General features: G+C 72.4%; 17 protein-coding genes. 15 read left to right on the forward strand and 2 right to left on the reverse strand.

The annotated features are described in order from the left end of the window. Positions 1-7 precede the first annotated feature (7 nt). The 11 genes from AC3RKA_RS03825 (at position 8) to AC3RKA_RS03875 (ending at position 9,346) form a co-directional block, all read left to right on the forward strand. Positions 8-1,147 carry an MraY family glycosyltransferase gene (locus AC3RKA_RS03825; RefSeq protein WP_002857269.1) on the forward strand — a complete coding sequence of 380 codons (1,140 nt, stop codon included), beginning with the start codon at positions 8-10 and terminating at the stop codon, positions 1,145-1,147. Next, positions 1,144-1,578, forward strand: a complete 435-nt coding sequence (locus tag AC3RKA_RS03830; protein ID WP_002857267.1) for a hypothetical protein — start codon at positions 1,144-1,146, stop codon at positions 1,576-1,578. Before AC3RKA_RS03825 ends, AC3RKA_RS03830 begins: the two co-directional genes overlap by 4 nt. Positions 1,579-1,809: 231 nt before the next feature. After that, positions 1,810-2,610, forward strand: a complete 801-nt coding sequence (gene atpB, locus AC3RKA_RS03835; protein WP_002857266.1) for a F0F1 ATP synthase subunit A — start codon at positions 1,810-1,812, stop codon at positions 2,608-2,610. A gap of 150 nt (positions 2,611-2,760) precedes the next feature. Continuing rightward, entirely contained in the window at positions 2,761-2,976 is a 216-nt protein-coding gene (locus AC3RKA_RS03840; RefSeq protein WP_002857264.1) for an ATP synthase subunit C, read from the forward strand. Between the two features lie 84 nt (positions 2,977-3,060). Beyond that, on the forward strand, positions 3,061-3,615 hold the full coding sequence (locus tag AC3RKA_RS03845) for a F0F1 ATP synthase subunit B (RefSeq protein WP_002857262.1): 555 nt from the start codon (positions 3,061-3,063) through the stop codon (positions 3,613-3,615). After that, positions 3,612-4,427 carry a F0F1 ATP synthase subunit delta gene (locus tag AC3RKA_RS03850; protein WP_002857261.1) on the forward strand — a complete coding sequence of 272 codons (816 nt, stop codon included), beginning with the start codon at positions 3,612-3,614 and terminating at the stop codon, positions 4,425-4,427. Before AC3RKA_RS03845 ends, AC3RKA_RS03850 begins: the two co-directional genes overlap by 4 nt. A gap of 90 nt (positions 4,428-4,517) precedes the next feature. After that, positions 4,518-6,152 (forward strand): F0F1 ATP synthase subunit alpha, encoded by a 1,635-nt coding sequence (gene atpA / locus AC3RKA_RS03855; RefSeq protein WP_036334989.1) that lies wholly within the window; start codon positions 4,518-4,520, stop codon positions 6,150-6,152. Between the two features lie 83 nt (positions 6,153-6,235). Then, positions 6,236-7,129, forward strand: coding sequence for a F0F1 ATP synthase subunit gamma (locus tag AC3RKA_RS03860; RefSeq protein ID WP_002857258.1), 894 nt, complete (start codon positions 6,236-6,238; stop codon positions 7,127-7,129). A 53-nt stretch (positions 7,130-7,182) separates the two neighbouring features. Beyond that, positions 7,183-8,640 carry a F0F1 ATP synthase subunit beta gene (atpD, locus tag AC3RKA_RS03865; protein ID WP_002857256.1) on the forward strand — a complete coding sequence of 486 codons (1,458 nt, stop codon included), beginning with the start codon at positions 7,183-7,185 and terminating at the stop codon, positions 8,638-8,640. Positions 8,641-8,646: 6 nt separating this feature from the next. Next, positions 8,647-8,922 (forward strand): F0F1 ATP synthase subunit epsilon, encoded by a 276-nt coding sequence (locus AC3RKA_RS03870; RefSeq protein ID WP_002857254.1) that lies wholly within the window; start codon positions 8,647-8,649, stop codon positions 8,920-8,922. A gap of 34 nt (positions 8,923-8,956) precedes the next feature. Next, on the forward strand, positions 8,957-9,346 hold the full coding sequence (locus tag AC3RKA_RS03875; RefSeq protein ID WP_232502405.1) for a DUF2550 family protein: 390 nt from the start codon (positions 8,957-8,959) through the stop codon (positions 9,344-9,346). 14 nt (positions 9,347-9,360) lie between these two features. On the opposite strand, the gene nucS is transcribed toward AC3RKA_RS03875, so the two are convergent. After that, positions 9,361-10,056: an endonuclease NucS gene (nucS, locus tag AC3RKA_RS03880; protein ID WP_002857250.1), complete on the reverse strand. Its 696-nt coding sequence runs from the start codon at positions 10,054-10,056 to the stop codon at positions 9,361-9,363. A gap of 52 nt (positions 10,057-10,108) precedes the next feature. On the opposite strand from nucS, the gene AC3RKA_RS03885 reads away from it, so the two are divergent. Further along, the gene (locus tag AC3RKA_RS03885) at positions 10,109-10,468 is read left to right on the forward strand and encodes an Rv1322 family protein (protein WP_049145255.1); all 360 of its coding nucleotides are present in this window, start codon (positions 10,109-10,111) and stop codon (positions 10,466-10,468) included. A 34-nt stretch (positions 10,469-10,502) separates the two neighbouring features. Here the strand turns inward: AC3RKA_RS03885 and AC3RKA_RS03890 are convergent, their stop codons facing one another. Beyond that, complete coding sequence (locus AC3RKA_RS03890) at positions 10,503-11,816, reverse strand: AI-2E family transporter (protein ID WP_269601362.1); 1,314 nt, start codon at positions 11,814-11,816, stop codon at positions 10,503-10,505. A gap of 125 nt (positions 11,817-11,941) precedes the next feature. Here AC3RKA_RS03890 and AC3RKA_RS03895 point away from each other — a divergent pair, with 125 nt between their 5' ends. The 3 genes from AC3RKA_RS03895 to AC3RKA_RS03905 all read left to right on the forward strand — a co-directional run bounded on the left by AC3RKA_RS03895 (position 11,942) and on the right by AC3RKA_RS03905 (position 15,379). After that, entirely contained in the window at positions 11,942-12,898 is a 957-nt protein-coding gene (locus AC3RKA_RS03895; protein WP_230955702.1) for a co-chaperone YbbN, read from the forward strand. Positions 12,899-12,962: 64 nt separating this feature from the next. Continuing rightward, positions 12,963-13,787: an ABC transporter ATP-binding protein gene (locus tag AC3RKA_RS03900; protein ID WP_060774589.1), complete on the forward strand. Its 825-nt coding sequence runs from the start codon at positions 12,963-12,965 to the stop codon at positions 13,785-13,787. Then, positions 13,778-15,379, forward strand: coding sequence for a Tat (twin-arginine translocation) pathway signal sequence (locus tag AC3RKA_RS03905; protein WP_489727518.1), 1,602 nt, complete (start codon positions 13,778-13,780; stop codon positions 15,377-15,379). Before AC3RKA_RS03900 ends, AC3RKA_RS03905 begins: the two co-directional genes overlap by 10 nt. Positions 15,380-15,389: the final 10 nt, after the last annotated feature.

Below are 15,389 nucleotides of genomic sequence, written 5' to 3' on the forward strand. Positions count from 1 at the left end.
GGCCCCCATGCGCGCGTATCTCGTCCTGGTCGTGGTCACGGCCGTCGCCTGCGGGGCCCTGACGCCCCTCATGCGCCGGCTGGGGCTGCGCGCGCGCGTGTTCACCCCGCTGCGCCAGCGGGACGTGCACCGGCACCCCGTGCCGAAGCTGGGCGGCGTGGCCATGGCCGCGGCCGTGCTGGTGGGATTCGCCGTCGGGGGAGTCGTGCCGTTCCTCCAGGGGATCTACGCGGACGACGCCGCGATGCGCGGGCTCCTGGTCGCCGTCGCCGTCGTGCTCGTCGTGGGCATCGCCGACGACATGTGGGACCTGCGCTGGTGGGTGAAGATGGCCGGCCAGGTGCTGGCCGGGCTCGCGGTGGCCCTGGGCGGGATCCGCATCGAGGCGATGCCGGTGGGCTGGATCCCGGTGGGGAACGAGACCACGCAGGTCATCCTCACGGTGTTCGCCGTGGTGCTGACGATGAACGCGATCAACTTCGTGGACGGTCTGGACGGCCTGGCGGCGGGCGTCGCGCTGATCGGCGGCTCGGCCTTCTTCGTCTACTCGTATCTGCTGACGCGGACCATCAACCAGTTCGACTACGCCAACCTCGCCACCCTGCTCATGGCCCTGCTCGTCGGCGCGTGCGTGGGCTTCCTGCCGTGGAACCTGGCCCCGGCCCGCATCTTCATGGGCGAGGTGGGGGCCATGATCATCGGCCTGCTGATGGCCGCGGCCGCGGTCGCCGTGACCGCGGACGTGAACGCCCTGGACGGGATGCGCTTCCGCAACGTCCCCGCCTACATGCCGATCCTGCTGCCCGTCGCCGTCCTCGCACTGCCGCTCACGGACCTCGCCCTGGCCGTGCTGCGGCGGACGGCCAAGGGCACCAGCCCCTTCTCGGCGGACCGCGGGCACCTGCACCACAAGCTCGTGGACGGCGGCTACACCCAGGCGCAGGCCGTCGCGCTGCTCTGGCTCTGGGCGTTCCTCGTGGCCTGGGGCGCGGTGTCCCTGAACTTCGTGGACCACAGGATCGTCCTGCCCGTGCTCGCCGTGGCCCTGGCCGGAGCCGGCTACCTCACCCTGCATCCGATCGTGGAGCGCCGTCGCGCGGTCCGGAACGACGCCGCGGCCCACCCGGACGAGCGGGGGGACGCGTGACCGGGGCGGGAGGTCGCCGACGCCGGCGCCGCTGGGAGAACCGCCGTGGCTGGTGGGGGATCCTCGGGTGGTCCCTGGCCGCGGCGGGGGCTGCCCTGGCGATCACGTGCGCCGCGTGGCTGCTCTCCGCCGGCGGGGAGGCGGCCGGGAGCGCCCTGCTGGGCGGCGGCGCGGTGCTCGCGCTCTCGGCGCTCACCGGGGTGACGACGGCACTCGTCTGGGACCGGGCGCGCGAGGCGGCGCTGCCGGTCAGCGTGGGGCTGTTCGTGCTCAAGATCGCGGTGTTCGCGGTGCTGCTGGGGGTCCTGCCCCGCCCCGACTGGGTCCGGCCGGACGCGGCGGCGATCGCCGCCCTCGTGACGATCCTCGTCTGGCAGGCCGCGGAGGTCCTCGTCTTCGCCCGGACCCGCCGCGGGATCTACGCCGATTGACCCGCCTGAGGGGCGAAGACACGGAGCCGCGGGCCATGCCGTGGGCCCCTTCTGCGGTACGGAGCACGGGTCACCGTTTGGTATCGTTGGAAGCGAACACTTCGACGGCGCCCATCTGCCGCCATCCGTGTCTCGCATCGCACCGGTACCCCCGCAATGTCGCGGCGCCCGCCTGTGGTCCGGGGACGAGGCTGCGGTCCCGTCGACTGCATCACTTCGGAGAGGAACCGCGTGCTGACCCTCGTGCTGGCCAACGCATCATTCGTGCCCCCCACCATCTCTGATGGTCACCTCCCGGAGATCTTCCCCTGGGGTGCGGAGTACGGCACCGGCTTCGGCAAGCAGATGCTGCTCGTCCTGCTCTCCGTGGTGCTCATCACCGCCTTCTTCGCGTGGGCCATGCGCCGTCCCCGGCTCGTGCCCGGCAAGGCCCAGTGGCTCGCCGAGTCCGGCTACTCCTTCGTCCGGAACGACATCGCGAAGGACATCCTGGGCGAGAAGAACTTCAAGCAGTGGGTGCCGCTGCTCTTCGCCATCTTCTTCTTCGTGCTGCTGAACAACCTGTTCGGCGCCATCCCGGTGCTGCAGCTGCCGACCTTCTCCCACGCGGGCGCCGCCTACGGCCTGGCCCTCATCGTCTACGCGATCTGGATCGGCGTCGGCATCAAGCGCCACGGCGTGCGCTACCTGAAGCTGGCCGTCGTGCCCTCCGGTGTGCCCGGCTGGATCCTGCCGCTGCTCGTGCCGCTGGAGATCATCTCCAACTTCATCGTGCGCCCCCTGACCCACTCCCTGCGTCTGATGGCCACCATGCTCTCCGGCCACATGATCGTGATGCTCGCCGGCGCCGGCGCCGCCTACCTGATCACGCAGACCGGCAGCCTGGCCCTGCAGGGCACCGGCATCCTGGTCATCCTCGGCTCGGTGGCCCTGTACTTCCTCGAGCTGCTGATCATGTACCTGCAGGCCTTCGTCTTCACGCTGCTGACCGCGATCTACATCCAGGGCGCGATCGACGCGAACGACCACTGATCTTCCGGGGCCGCCTCGGGCACGACCCAGGCGGCCGCGGTACGGCGGGAGAGCCCGCCACCAGTCTTCCCGGCCCTCCGCAGGAGGACCACCCGGGAGGCCGACCCTCCACAACCCGGCCGGACACCTCGGCCTCGTGAAAGGAACACCATGGAACTGCACGGTTCGCTCAACATGATCGGCTACGGCCTCGCCGCCATCGGCTCCGCCATCGGCGTGGGCCTGATCTTCGCCGCCTACATCAACGGCGTCGCCCGTCAGCCGGAGGCCCAGCGCATCCTGCAGCCGATCGCCCTCCTGGGCTTCGCGCTCGCCGAGGCCCTCGCCATCCTGGGCCTCGTCTTCGCCTTCGTCATCGGCGCCTGACGCGCCGCGTCCACGGAGCGCCCGCACGGTGAGACCGTCGGTGCTCCCTCTCCACAGGACTCTTGACCGAAGGATGGTTGAAACATGATCAGCAACGGACTGATCCTCGCGGCGGCTGAGGGGGCCAACCCCCTGATCCCCAACCCGTGGGAGATCCTCGTCGTCGTGGTGGGCTTCGCCCTGCTCATGTTCATCGTCATCAAGTTCATCGTCCCGACCCTCGAGAAGTCCTACCAGGACCGTGTCGAGGCGATCGAGGGCGGTCTGGCCAAGGCTGAGAAGGCCCAGGCCGAGGCGAACGCGATGATGGCGGACTACGAGTCGCAGCTGGCGGACGCCCGCACCGAGGCGAACCGCATCCGCGAGGATGCCCGCACCGAGGCCGCCGAGATCGTGGCCGAGGCGCGCGAGCGCGCGACCGCCGAGGCGACGCGCATCTCCGAGCAGGCGCAGGCGCAGATCGCCGCCGAGCGTCAGCAGGCCGCCGCGCAGCTCAAGGGCGAGGTCGGCTCGCTGGCCACGACCCTGGCCGGCAAGATCGTGGGCGAGTCCCTCGAGGACGACGCCCGCTCGCAGCGCGTGGTCGACCGCTTCCTGGCTGACCTGGACCGTCACCAGAGCGCAGGTGTCGCCGAATGATGACGGGCGCATCGAGGGACTCCCTGGCCGCCTCCCTGGAGGCCGTCGGTCCGGTGCTGGACGAGGGCGGCGTGGCCCTGGCACGCGAGCTGTTCGGCGCGCTGGACGTGGTGGACGAGCACGGCGCCCTGCGCCGCGCCCTGACCGACCCCGCCTGGACCACCGAGCGCCGTCACGGCCTCGTCGACTCGCTGTTCGGCGCCCGGGTGACCCCCGGTGCACTGCAGGTCCTCAAGGACCTGGCCGGCCGCCGCTGGTCGGCGGAGCGCGATCTCGGGGACGCCCTCGAGACGGTGGCCGCGCACGCGGCCGCCGCGGAGGCCGCACGCGGCGGACACGCGGGCCTGGCCGCCCTCTCGGGCGAGCTGCTGGCCTTCAACCGCACGGTGGAGGACTCGCACGAGGTGCAGCGGGCGCTCACCGATCAGCACGCACCCCTCGAGGCGCGGGCCGCTCTGGCCGGTCGTCTCCTGGGCGAGTCGGCCAGCCCGGCCGGCCGACTGCTGGTCGAGCGCGCCGTCGCGGCTCCGCGCGGCCTGAAGCCGTCCGCCGCCATCCGCAAGGCCGCGGACGTCGTCGCCGAGCGGCAGCGCCAGTGGATCGCCGAGGTGACCGTGGCCCGGCCGCTCGAGGCCGAGCAGCAGGAGCGGCTGGCCCTGGGCCTGCGCCGCGCCTTCGGCCGCGATCTCGTCATGGACGTGACGGTGGACCCCCACGTGGTGGGTGGCATCCGCGTCCAGGTCGGCGACGACGTCGTCGACGGGTCCATGGCCTCGCGCCTCCACGACCTCCAGCGGCGGATGGCCGGCTGAGGCCGGCTCCCGCCCGCATCCGGAACACCCACGAACGTAAGCATCATCGTCACGTCGATGATCACCAAGCACAGAGAGCAGGGACTGCAGATGGCCGAATTGACCATCAACGCTGACGATGTCCGCAATGCCTTGAACGATTTCGCGGCATCGTACGAACCGTCGGGCACCGATCGCACCGAGGTCGGCCGTGTCATCTCCGCGGCGGACGGCATCGCTCGTGTGGAGGGTCTGCCCTCCGTCATGGCGAACGAGCTGCTGCGCTTCGAGAACGGCATCCAGGGCCTGGCCCAGAACCTCGACACCCGCGAGATCGGTGTCGTCGTCCTCGGCGAGTTCCAGGAGATCCGCGAGGGCATGGAGGTGCAGCGCACCGGCGAGATCCTCTCCGTCCCGGTGGGCGACGCCTTCCTGGGCCGCGTGGTGGACCCGCTGGGCCAGCCCATCGACGACCTGGGCCCGATCGAGGCCGAGGGCCGCCGTGCCCTCGAGCTGCAGGCGCCGACCGTGACCGAGCGCAAGTCGGTCCACGAGCCGCTGCAGACCGGCATGAAGGCCATCGACGCCATGATCCCGATCGGCCGTGGCCAGCGTCAGCTGATCATCGGTGACCGCCAGACCGGCAAGACCGCGATCGCCGTCGACACGATCCTCAACCAGAAGGCCAACTGGGAGTCGGGCGACGTCGAGAAGCAGGTCCGCTGCGTCTACGTGGCCGTGGGCCAGAAGGCCTCCACCATCGCCGGCGTCCGCGCCACGCTGGAGGAGCACGGCGCCCTGGAGTACACCACCATCGTGGCCTCCCCGGCGTCCGACCCGGCCGGCTTCAAGTACCTCGCCCCCTACGCCGGCTCGGCCATCGGCCAGCACTGGATGTACGGCGGCAAGCACGTGCTGATCATCTTCGACGACCTGTCGAAGCAGGCCGAGGCCTACCGTGCCGTCTCCCTGCTGCTGCGCCGCCCGCCGGGCCGCGAGGCCTACCCGGGCGACGTCTTCTACCTGCACTCCCGGCTCCTCGAGCGCTGCGCCAAGCTCTCGGACGAGATGGGCGCGGGCTCCATGACCGGCCTGCCGATCATCGAGACCAAGGCGAACGACGTGTCGGCCTACATCCCGACCAACGTCATCTCCATCACCGACGGCCAGATCTTCCTGCAGTCGGACCTGTTCAACGCCAACCAGCGTCCCGCCGTGGACGTGGGCATCTCGGTGTCCCGCGTGGGCGGCGCCGCCCAGGTCAAGGCCATGAAGAAGGTCTCCGGCACGCTGAAGCTGGACCTGGCGCAGTACCGCGACCAGCAGGCGTTCTCCATGTTCGCCTCGGACCTGGACCCGGCCACCCGCCGCCAGCTCGCCCGCGGTGAGCGCCTCATGGAGCTGCTCAAGCAGCCGCAGTACTCGCCCTACCCGGTCGAGGAGCAGGTCGTGTCCATCTGGGCCGGCTCCAAGGGCCACCTCGACGAGGTGCCGGTGCAGGACGTGCTGCGCTTCGAGCGCGAGTTCATCGACCACCTGCGTCGCCACACCTCCGTCCTGACCGACATCGCCTCCACCGGCAAGCTCGAGGACGGCACCGTGTCCGCGCTCGAGTCGGCCGTCGCCGAGTTCTCCAAGGGCTTCCAGTCCTCCGAGGACGGCGGCGTGCAGGCCGGCCACGAGGAGCACCGCGCGATCGAGCAGGACCAGGTCGCGCAGGAGCAGATCACCAAGCAGAAGCGCTGACCGCCGGTCGGTGAGGGAGCGGTCCGGCGTCGGACCCCACGGGGACGACGCCGGGCCGCCCTCCCGCCAGGGAAAGGACCACCATGGGAGCCCAGATCCGGGTCTACCGTCAGAAGATCGCGTCGACGTCGTCGATGAAGAAGATCTTCAAGGCGATGGAGCTGATCGCCACGTCCCGCATCACCAAGGCACGTGAGCGCGTCAGCGCGTCGCTGCCCTACGCGAACGCGATCACCCGCGCCGTCTCGGCCGTGTCGAGCCAGCACGACATCGATCATGTCCTCACCACGGAGCCCGAGAACCCGACCCGGGCGGCCGTGCTCATCATGTCCTCGGATCGCGGCCTCGCCGGCGCGTACTCCGCGAACGTGCTGCGCAAGGCCGAGCAGCTCCTCACCCGCCTCGGCGAGGAGGGCAAGGACGTGGACGTGTACGTCGTCGGCCGCAAGGCGCAGACGTACTTCGACTTCCGCGGCCGCGACTACAAGCAGCTGTGGACCGGCCAGACGGACGCCCCCGTCGCCGAGCGCGCCTCCGAGATCGGCGAGGTGCTCGTGGACGCGTTCCTCACGGACACGGCGGACGGCGGCGTGGACGAGATCCACGTCGTGTTCACCGAGTTCGTCTCGCTCGTGAAGCAGAACCCCCACGTGGTGCGCCTGCTGCCCCTCGAGGTCGTCGAGGAGGAGGCCGCCACCGCCGAGGAGGTGCTGCCGCTCTACGAGTACGAGCCGGACGCGGGGGAGGTCCTCGACGCGCTGCTGCCCAAGTACATCGAGTCGCGCATCTTCAACACGATGCTGCAGTCGGCGGCCTCGGAGCTCGCCAACCGTCAGCGCGCCATGAAGTCGGCGGGCGACAACGCCACGAGCCTCATCAAGGACTACACGCTCCTGATGAACAACGCCCGTCAGGCCGAGATCACCCAGGAGCTCACCGAGCTCATCGCGGGCGCGGACGCGCTCAACAACTCCTGAGCCCGTTCGGGACTCACCAGACTCGCCATCCACACACGATAGAAGTGAGAGAGATGACTGCCACCATCACTGACCAGGGCACCGGGACCCCCACCGGCGGTGCCACCGGACGCGTGTCCCGCGTCATCGGCCCCGTGATCGACGCCGAGTTCCCGGCCAACGCGATGCCGGAGATCTACAACGCGCTGACCACTGAGATCGACCTCAACGGCCAGCGCCGCACGGTCACCTTCGAGGTCGCCCAGCACCTCGGCGACAACATGGTCCGTGCCATCTCCCTGCAGTCCACCGACGGCCTGGTGCGCGGCACCGACGTCGTGGACACCGGCGCCCCCATCTCGGTGCCGGTCGGCGACGCCGTGAAGGGCCACATCTTCAACGTGCTCGGCGAGACCCTGGACATGCCGTCCTCGCAGCTGCAGGCCGAGGACCGCTGGCCGATCCACCGCCCGGCGCCGAACTTCGCCTCCCTCGAGGGCTCCACCGAGATGCTGGAGACCGGCATCAAGGTCATCGACCTGCTGACCCCCTACATCAAGGGCGGCAAGATCGGCCTGTTCGGCGGCGCTGGCGTGGGCAAGACCGTGCTCATCCAGGAGATGATCACCCGTGTGGCCCGCAACTTCGGCGGCACCTCCGTGTTCGCCGGCGTCGGCGAGCGCACCCGTGAGGGCAACGACCTCTGGGTCGAGATGGACGAGGCGGACGTCCTGAAGGACACCGCCCTCGTGTTCGGCCAGATGGACGAGCCGCCGGGCACGCGTCTGCGCGTGGCCCTGTCCGCGCTGACCATGGCGGAGTACTTCCGCGATGTGCAGAACCAGGACGTGCTGCTGTTCATCGACAACATCTTCCGCTTCTCGCAGGCCGGTTCCGAGGTCTCCACGCTGCTGGGCCGCATGCCCTCCGCCGTGGGCTACCAGCCGAACCTGGCGGACGAGATGGGCGTGCTCCAGGAGCGCATCACCTCGACCCGCGGCCACTCCATCACCTCGATGCAGGCCGTGTACGTCCCCGCGGACGACTACACCGACCCGGCCCCGGCCAACGTGTTCGCGCACCTGGACGCGACCACCAACCTGACCCGTGACCTCGCGTCCCGTGGCCTGTACCCGGCCGTGGACCCGCTGGCCTCGACCTCGCGCATCCTCGACCCGCAGTACGTGGGCCAGGACCACTACGACGTGGCCATCCGCGTGAAGCAGATCCTGCAGAAGAACAAGGAGCTGCAGGACATCATCGCGATCCTCGGCGTGGACGAGCTCTCCGAGGAGGACAAGATCACCGTGGGCCGCGCCCGCAAGATCGAGCAGTTCCTCTCGCAGAACACCTACACCGCCAAGCAGTTCACCGGCGTCGAGGGCTCCACCGTCCCGGTCAAGGACACCGTCGAGGGCTTCAAGGCCATCGCCGACGGCGACCTGGACCACGTCGCGGAGCAGGCCTTCTACAACGTGGGCGGCCTGGACGACGTCGAGCGCGAGTGGGCCAAGATCCAGGCCGAGGGCTGATCGATCATGGCTGAGCTCAACGTCGAGATCGTCTCCGAGGAGCGGTCCATCTGGTCGGGCGCCGCGTCGGCCGTGTCGGCGCGCACCGTCAACGGTGAGATCGGCATCCTCCCGGGCCACACCCCGATGCTCGCCGTCCTCGGCGACGGCGAGGTCGTGGTGCGCACCACGGACGGCGGCACCGTCACGGCGCAGGCCCACGGCGGCTTCTTCTCCGTGGACCACGACCGTGTCGTGATCGCCGCGACGTCCGCCCGGCTGGGCGACGCCGCGGCGGCCTGACGCGGCGCGGCAGGACCTGACGGTGGAGGGCCCGGTGCTCATCGCCTCGGCGACCGTGGTGGCAGTCATCGTGCTGTCGACACTCGCCCTGGTGATGCGGCGCCGGGCCCTCGCCCGTGTCACGGCCGCCTTCCCGGCGGTCCTGGAGCGGGAGGGCCCGGGGCGTGAGCGCGTGATCGGCGTGTACGACGAGTCCCGTCTGCGCCTCACCGGGCCCTGGCGCCTCTCCCGGGAGCGTTGGAGCGCGGACCGGAGCCGCCTGCAGATCGACCGCCTCCCGGCGGACGAGGCCGGCCGGACCGTCCTGGAGCTGAGCGCCGGCGCACGTCCGGTGCGCGTCGTCGTCGACCCCGACGACGCCGGCGCCCTGCGCGCCTGGAGCGAGGCGGGGCCGTCCGCGGCGTCGTCCTTCTGGCGTCGCTGAGCCCGCCCGGCGCCTCAGAACAGGCGGGATTCGGCGTCGTCCACGCCGCGCATCGCGTCGTAGTCGAGGGTGACGCAGCGGATGCCGCGGTCCTCGGCGAGGGTGCGGGCCTGGGGCTTGATCTGCTGGGCCGCGAACACGCCCCGCACGGGCGCCAGGAGCGGGTCCCGGTTCATCAGCTCGAGGTAGCGGGTGAGCTGCTCGACCCCGTCGATGTCCCCGCGGCGCTTGAGCTCGACCGCCACGGTGCCGCCGTCGGCGTCGCGGGCCAGGATGTCCACGGGGCCGATCGCCGTCATGTACTCGCGGCGCACGAGGGTGTGGCCGTCGCCGAGCAGGCTGATCTGCTCGGCCAGCAGACGCTGCAGATCCGCCTCCACGCCGTCCTTGACGAGGCCGGGATCCACGCCGAGCTCGTGGGAGTCGTCCGCCAGGACCTCCTCGATGAGCACGATGAGCCGGTCGTCGGACTTCTTGGCCTGCACGCGCCAGACCTGCGTCACTCCCTGGTCGGCCTGGTCGGGGGAGGGCTCCTCCACGTGCAGGGTCGCGGGCGGCGACATCCAGTTGAGGGGCTTGTAGGAGCCACCGTCGGAGTGCACCAGCACCGAGCCGTCCGCCTTCACCATGAGCAGACGGGTGGCGGTGGGCAGGTGGGCGTTGAGGCGGCCCTCATAGGTCACGGAGCAGCGGGCAATGACGAGTCGCACCGGTCCATCCTAGGCGGACCGCGCCCACCGGCTCGTGTGCCAGCATGGAGGCATGCCCCGTTCGAACCGCCCCCGCCGCTCGTCCGCGCCTCGGCGCAGCGAGCGCGGGGCCTCCGGCGCCTCCCGGCGGTCCCGGCCGTCGCCGGGGCGCGCCGACCCGCTCGAGGAGCTCCTCGGCCTGGACGCGGGCTACTCGCGCCAGTCCGGGTCCGACGGCGGATGGCACGTCCGGCAGATCCCCGCGTGGCGCGCGGTGAAGGACTACACGTGCCCCGGCTGCGGCCGGGTGATCCGGCAGGGCCAGGCGCACCTCGTGGCCTGGCGCGCCGACTGGATCATGGGGGACGAGGACGCGGGCGCCGACCGGCGGCACTGGCACCCGGTGTGCTGGCGCACCCGCCCGAGCCGCTGACCGCGACGGTCCGGGCCGCGCCGCCGTCGTGGGCCTACCGGGCGTCCTGGCGGGGGATGAAGACCTCGCGGACCAGAAGCAGCAGCGCGGCGGCGAGCGGGATCGCCATGAGGGCGCCGAGGACGCCCAGCAGCGCGCCTCCTGCGATCACCGCGATCACGGCCACGGCCGCCGGCACGGACACCGCGCGCGCCATGACGCGCGGCGAGATGACGTAGGCCTCGATCTGCAGGTAGACGAAGTAGATGGCCGCGAACACGGCGGCGGTCTGCCACGAGGTCAGCAGGCTCACGAGGGTCAGCAGCGTGCCGCCGATCGCGGCGCCCACCAGCGGGATGAAGGCCATGAAGGCGGCGATCGCGGCGAGCAGGACGGCGAAGGGGGCGCCGGCGATGGCCAGCGCCGTGAACGCCACCGCGCCGTTGAGGGCGGCCACGAAGGACTGGCCCATCACGTAGTGGCCGACCGAGGAGGTGATCTGCTCGGACAGCGCCTCGATGCGCGGCCGGCGCGAGCGCGGTGCGAGCCGGTAGGCCCAGTACTTCATGTGCGGCAGGGAGGAGAGGAAGTACAGCGTCAGCACGACCACCACGAGCACCGAGAAGACGGCGTTCAACACGGTCTGGCCGAAGCCGAGGAGCCCGCCGAACAGGTCGGTGACGGCGGCGCCGTCGGCGGCGAGGCGCTCGGTCTGGGCGCGGACGGCCTCCTGGAGGTGGAACTCCTCGTCGAGCTGCACGAACCACTCGGCCCGCATCACCCCGTCGATGATGGCCGGCAGGTCCTGGACCAGCTGCGTGGACTGCTCGATCACCGTGGGGACCAGCAGGGCGACGAACGCCCCGGCCACGGCGGCCAGGCCGAGCGCGGCCGTGAGCACGCCGACCCAGCGGGGCGCGCCCCATGACTCGACCCGGCGCACCAGTGGGTCCAGGCCCAGGGCGATGAACAGGGCCGCGGCGATCCACACGATCAGCTGCCCGTTCGTGCGCAGCACCGAGACGACGCCGATGGCCAGGGCCACGCCCACCGCGAGCAGGAAGCCGGTCAGCACGGGGGACGCGACGGCCACGGCCGCGACCGCCGGATCCGCAGCGCCGTCGGCGGGGACCGACTCGGGGTCCACCCGGTCCTCCGCGAGGAAGGGGCGGCGCCGCCGCAGGACGGAGCCCAGGCGGAGCAGTCGACGACGACCGGCGGGAGTCGGCCCGTGCGACGGCGGCGCGGCGGCCACCTCGACCGGCTGCGCGGGGATGCCGGCCACGGGCGGCTGCTCGGCGCCCGCGGGCTCGGCTGAGGCGCGGACGCCTGCGGTGTCCGGGCCGGACGCGGTCTCCTTCTCCTCCACGCGTTCAGCGTACGTCAGGGCCCCGGACTGACCGCGCCGCGCCCGGGAGGCTACCGTGGGGCCCACTGACAACGCCCCTCGCTCCGACGACGGGGCGGCCCCGGACCGGAAGGATCGTGACCGACGTGACCGCCCAGCCCCCCTCCGACGCCCCGTCCCACCTGCGCGGCGCCGTCGACCTGTCCTCTCTCGGCACCCCGGCCTCGGCCGGACGGACCGCGCCGGGGGCCGACGCCGGCGCCGGCGGCGGCTCGTGGGTCATCGCGGACGCCGACCAGGGTCTGCTGCAGCAGCTGGTCCAGCTCTCCGCCCAGGTGCCGGTGCTGCTGCACCTGCATGTGCCCGGGGACGCGGCGAGCGAGGCGCTCTACCGACAGTTCGCGGACGCGGTCGACGCCCAGGCGGGACGGCTCGTGCTCGCGCGTCTGGACGTGGCGAAGGAGCCCGCAGTGCTGCAGGCGCTGGGCCTGGGGGCCGGCCCCGCGGTCATGGCCGTGGTGGGGGGGCAGCCGGTGCCGCTGGTCAATCAGGAGGTGCCGGAGGAGACGCTGCGCCAGCTCATGGGGGAGATCCTCGAGGTGGCCCGTGAGAACGGTGTCGCCGGCACCGTGCCCGCGGTCGCCCCGGCGCGCCAGGACGCCGGCGCCGCGGCCGCGGAGGCTCCGCCCGTGCCGCCGCTGCACCGGGCCGCCCACGAGGCCCTCGCCGCCGACGACCTGCCCGGGGCCGTCTCGGCGTGGGAGGCGGCGCTGGCCGACAGCCCCGCGGACGCCGTGGCCCAGCAGGGCCTGTCCGCGGCCCGCCTCATGCTGCGCACCCGCGACGCCGACGCCGCAGCGGTGCGCGCGGCGGCCGCGGACGGCCCGGACGACGTCGCCGCCCAGCTCGCCGTCGCCGACCTGGACGTGCTCGGCGGCCACGTGGAGGACGCCTTCGACCGGCTCGTGCGGTTCATCGCCCTCCACCCCGGCGACGACCGTGAGACGGCGCGCGCCCACCTCGTGGACCTCTACACCGTGGTGGGCACGGACGACCCCCGCGTGCAGGCCTCGCGGCGCCGACTGGCCGCAGCGCTGTTCTGAGGGACCCACGGTTCATCCCTGAGGACGACGCCGTGTCCGCCTGACGGTGGGTAACGTCCCAGGCATGACTCCCCATGCGCCCGAGCCTGTCCCCGCCCACCTGGCGGCCGCCGCCCGTCGGCGTGCGGCCGACACCCCCGATCCGGACCTCGCCCTCGTCACGCGCGGGCTGACCCAGCGGTTCGGGGACAAGCTGGCGCTGGACGCGCTGGACCTGGACGTTCCGGCCGGCTCGTTCTTCGGGGTGGTCGGGCCCAACGGGGCGGGCAAGACCACGGCCCTGTCGATGGCCACCGGGCTGCTGCGCCCGGACCACGGCCGTGCCTGGATCCACGGCGTCGACGTGTGGGAGCAGCCCCTCGAGGCCAAGCGGCGGGTCGGCGTGCTCGCCGACGGCGTGCGCACCTTCGACCGCCTCACGGGCGCGCAGCTCGTGACCTACGCCGGGCTGCTGCATGGCCTCGACGCGGACACCGTGGCCGAGCGGACCGCGGACCTGCTGCGGGTGATGGACCTGGAGGACGCCGGCCGCACGCTCGTGGCCGACTACTCCGCCGGCATGACCAAGAAGGTGTCCCTGGCGGCCGCCATGGTCCACGCCCCGGACCTGCTCGTCCTGGACGAGCCGTTCGAGGCCGTGGACCCGGTCTCCGCCGCGAACATCCGGGACATCCTGCGCTCGTACGTGGAGCGGGGCGGCACCGTGATCGTCTCGAGCCACGTGATGGACCTCGTCCAGCGCACGTGCACCCACGTCGCCGTGATCGCGGCCGGAACGCTGCGGGCCGCCGGCACGCTCGAGGAGGTCCGGGACGGGCGCGACCTCGAGGACCGCTTCGTGGACCTCGTCGGCGGCCGCCACGGCTCGGAGGGGCTGGCATGGCTCTGACGCTCGTCCGACTGCGCTGGACGCTGACCCTGAACCAGTGGCGCCGGTCCCCGTTCACCCTGGTGGTGAGCGTGCTCGGCGCGCTGTATGTGCTCGGCATGGCCGCCGTGGCCGTGACGCTGTTCGTCACGGGCCTGCCCGCCCTGCCGGACGAGGCCCGCGGCGCGACGACCGTGCTGGTCGCCGCCGTCGTGGTGCTCGCCTGGCTCGTCATCCCGCCGTTCGTCACGGGCGTGGACGCCACGCTCGACCCGCACAGCTTCGTGCTCTTCCCCGTCCCGGCCCGCACCCTCATCGCCGGGCTGGTCCTGAGCGCCTTCACGACGCCGGTCGGGCTCGCCACGCTGGCCGTGCTGGTGGGCCTGGGGGCCAGCTGGTGGGACCGGCCGGCCGCGCTGGCGGCGGGCCTGGTCGGGGGCGCGCTCGCCGCGGTGACCGCGGTGGCGATCGGCTCCGGCCTCGCCGGCCTCCTGGCCGCCTACGCGAGCCGGCGGCGGGTGCGGGACGTCGTCTCCGTCCTGCTGTTCATCCCGCTCATGCTCGGCGGCCTCGCCCTCTCGCGGGCCATCGCGTCGTTCGAGGACTTCCTGGCGATCGCGCCCCAGATCGCCCGCGGCGCGGCGTGGACCCCGTTCGGGGCGGGCCCCGCCGCGGCGTGGGCGGCCGCCGAGGGCCGCGGCGCCGCCGTCGCGCTCCACCTCGCGGTGGCGGCCGCCTGGTGCCTGGCCGCCCTGGCCCTGTGGCACCTGGCCGTGCGCCGCACCGTGGAGCCGGTGGCCGTGGGCGGCGGTCGGTCCCGTCGCGTCGCCGCGGGAGCGGACCCGACGCCGCTGCGCTGGCTGGGCCGACCGGCCACGGGCCCGCGCACCGCGATCGCGGCCCGCGCCCAGCGCTACTGGCTGGCCGACCCGCGGTACGCGGCCGGGCTCATCATCATCCCGCTCATGGCCGTCCTGCTGTGGTTCACCGGGGGCATGGCCGCGGAGGGGGGTCCCGGACTGGGCCTGCTGCTGGTCCTCGGGCCCATCACCGCCTGGTCCCTGGCCTACTCGATCTCCGCGGACATCGCCTACGACCACACGGCGTTCCACCTGCACGTCGTCTCGGGCGTGCGGGGCGTGGACGACCGCTGGGGCCGGGTCCTGGGCCTGGCGGGCTGGGGCGTGCCGATGATCCTGCTCGTGACGACGGCGACGGTGGCGGCGGCGGGTGACTGGTCCCTGCTGGCGCCGATGCTGGGCCTGGCCCTCGGCCTGTTCGGGACGACCGCCGGGCTGTCCGCACTCGTCTCCGCCCGCTTCGTCTACCCGGTTCCGAAGCCGGGGGACAGCCCGTTCGCGACGCCGCAGGGCGCGGCCATGCGGACGATGCTCGTCCAGGGCGCCGCGATGCTGGTGAGCCTGGCGCTCGCGGTGCCGTTCCTGGTGCCCTTCGTCGTCCGGCTCGTCACCGGGGCCGCCGTGTGGGGCTGGGTGACGGTGGCGCTCGGGCTCGCGTGGGGCGCCGTCGCGCTGTGGCTGGGTGTGCGCCTGGGGGCGCGCTGGTACGACCGCGCGCAGGCCGAGACCTACCAGGCCGTGGCCGCCTTCTGAGGGGCGCGGC

This window comes from Micrococcus sp. iso_229, assembly GCF_058072725.1.

What these genes read in the sequence shown, in the direction of transcription:
- AC3RKA_RS03825 (WP_002857269.1), top strand. Translation starts at nt 8, where the DNA reads ATGCGCGCGTATCTCGTCCTGGTCGTGGTCACGGCCGTCGCCTGCGGG.
- AC3RKA_RS03840 (WP_002857264.1), top strand. Translation starts at nt 2,761, where the DNA reads ATGGAACTGCACGGTTCGCTCAACATGATCGGCTACGGCCTCGCCGCC.
- AC3RKA_RS03845 (WP_002857262.1), top strand. Translation starts at nt 3,061, where the DNA reads ATGATCAGCAACGGACTGATCCTCGCGGCGGCTGAGGGGGCCAACCCC.
- AC3RKA_RS03850 (WP_002857261.1), top strand. Translation starts at nt 3,612, where the DNA reads ATGATGACGGGCGCATCGAGGGACTCCCTGGCCGCCTCCCTGGAGGCC.
- atpA (WP_036334989.1), top strand. Translation starts at nt 4,518, where the DNA reads ATGGCCGAATTGACCATCAACGCTGACGATGTCCGCAATGCCTTGAAC.
- AC3RKA_RS03860 (WP_002857258.1), top strand. Translation starts at nt 6,236, where the DNA reads ATGGGAGCCCAGATCCGGGTCTACCGTCAGAAGATCGCGTCGACGTCG.
- atpD (WP_002857256.1), top strand. Translation starts at nt 7,183, where the DNA reads ATGACTGCCACCATCACTGACCAGGGCACCGGGACCCCCACCGGCGGT.
- AC3RKA_RS03870 (WP_002857254.1), top strand. Translation starts at nt 8,647, where the DNA reads ATGGCTGAGCTCAACGTCGAGATCGTCTCCGAGGAGCGGTCCATCTGG.
- AC3RKA_RS03885 (WP_049145255.1), top strand. Translation starts at nt 10,109, where the DNA reads ATGCCCCGTTCGAACCGCCCCCGCCGCTCGTCCGCGCCTCGGCGCAGC.
- AC3RKA_RS03900 (WP_060774589.1), top strand. Translation starts at nt 12,963, where the DNA reads ATGACTCCCCATGCGCCCGAGCCTGTCCCCGCCCACCTGGCGGCCGCC.
- AC3RKA_RS03905 (WP_489727518.1), top strand. Translation starts at nt 13,778, where the DNA reads ATGGCTCTGACGCTCGTCCGACTGCGCTGGACGCTGACCCTGAACCAG.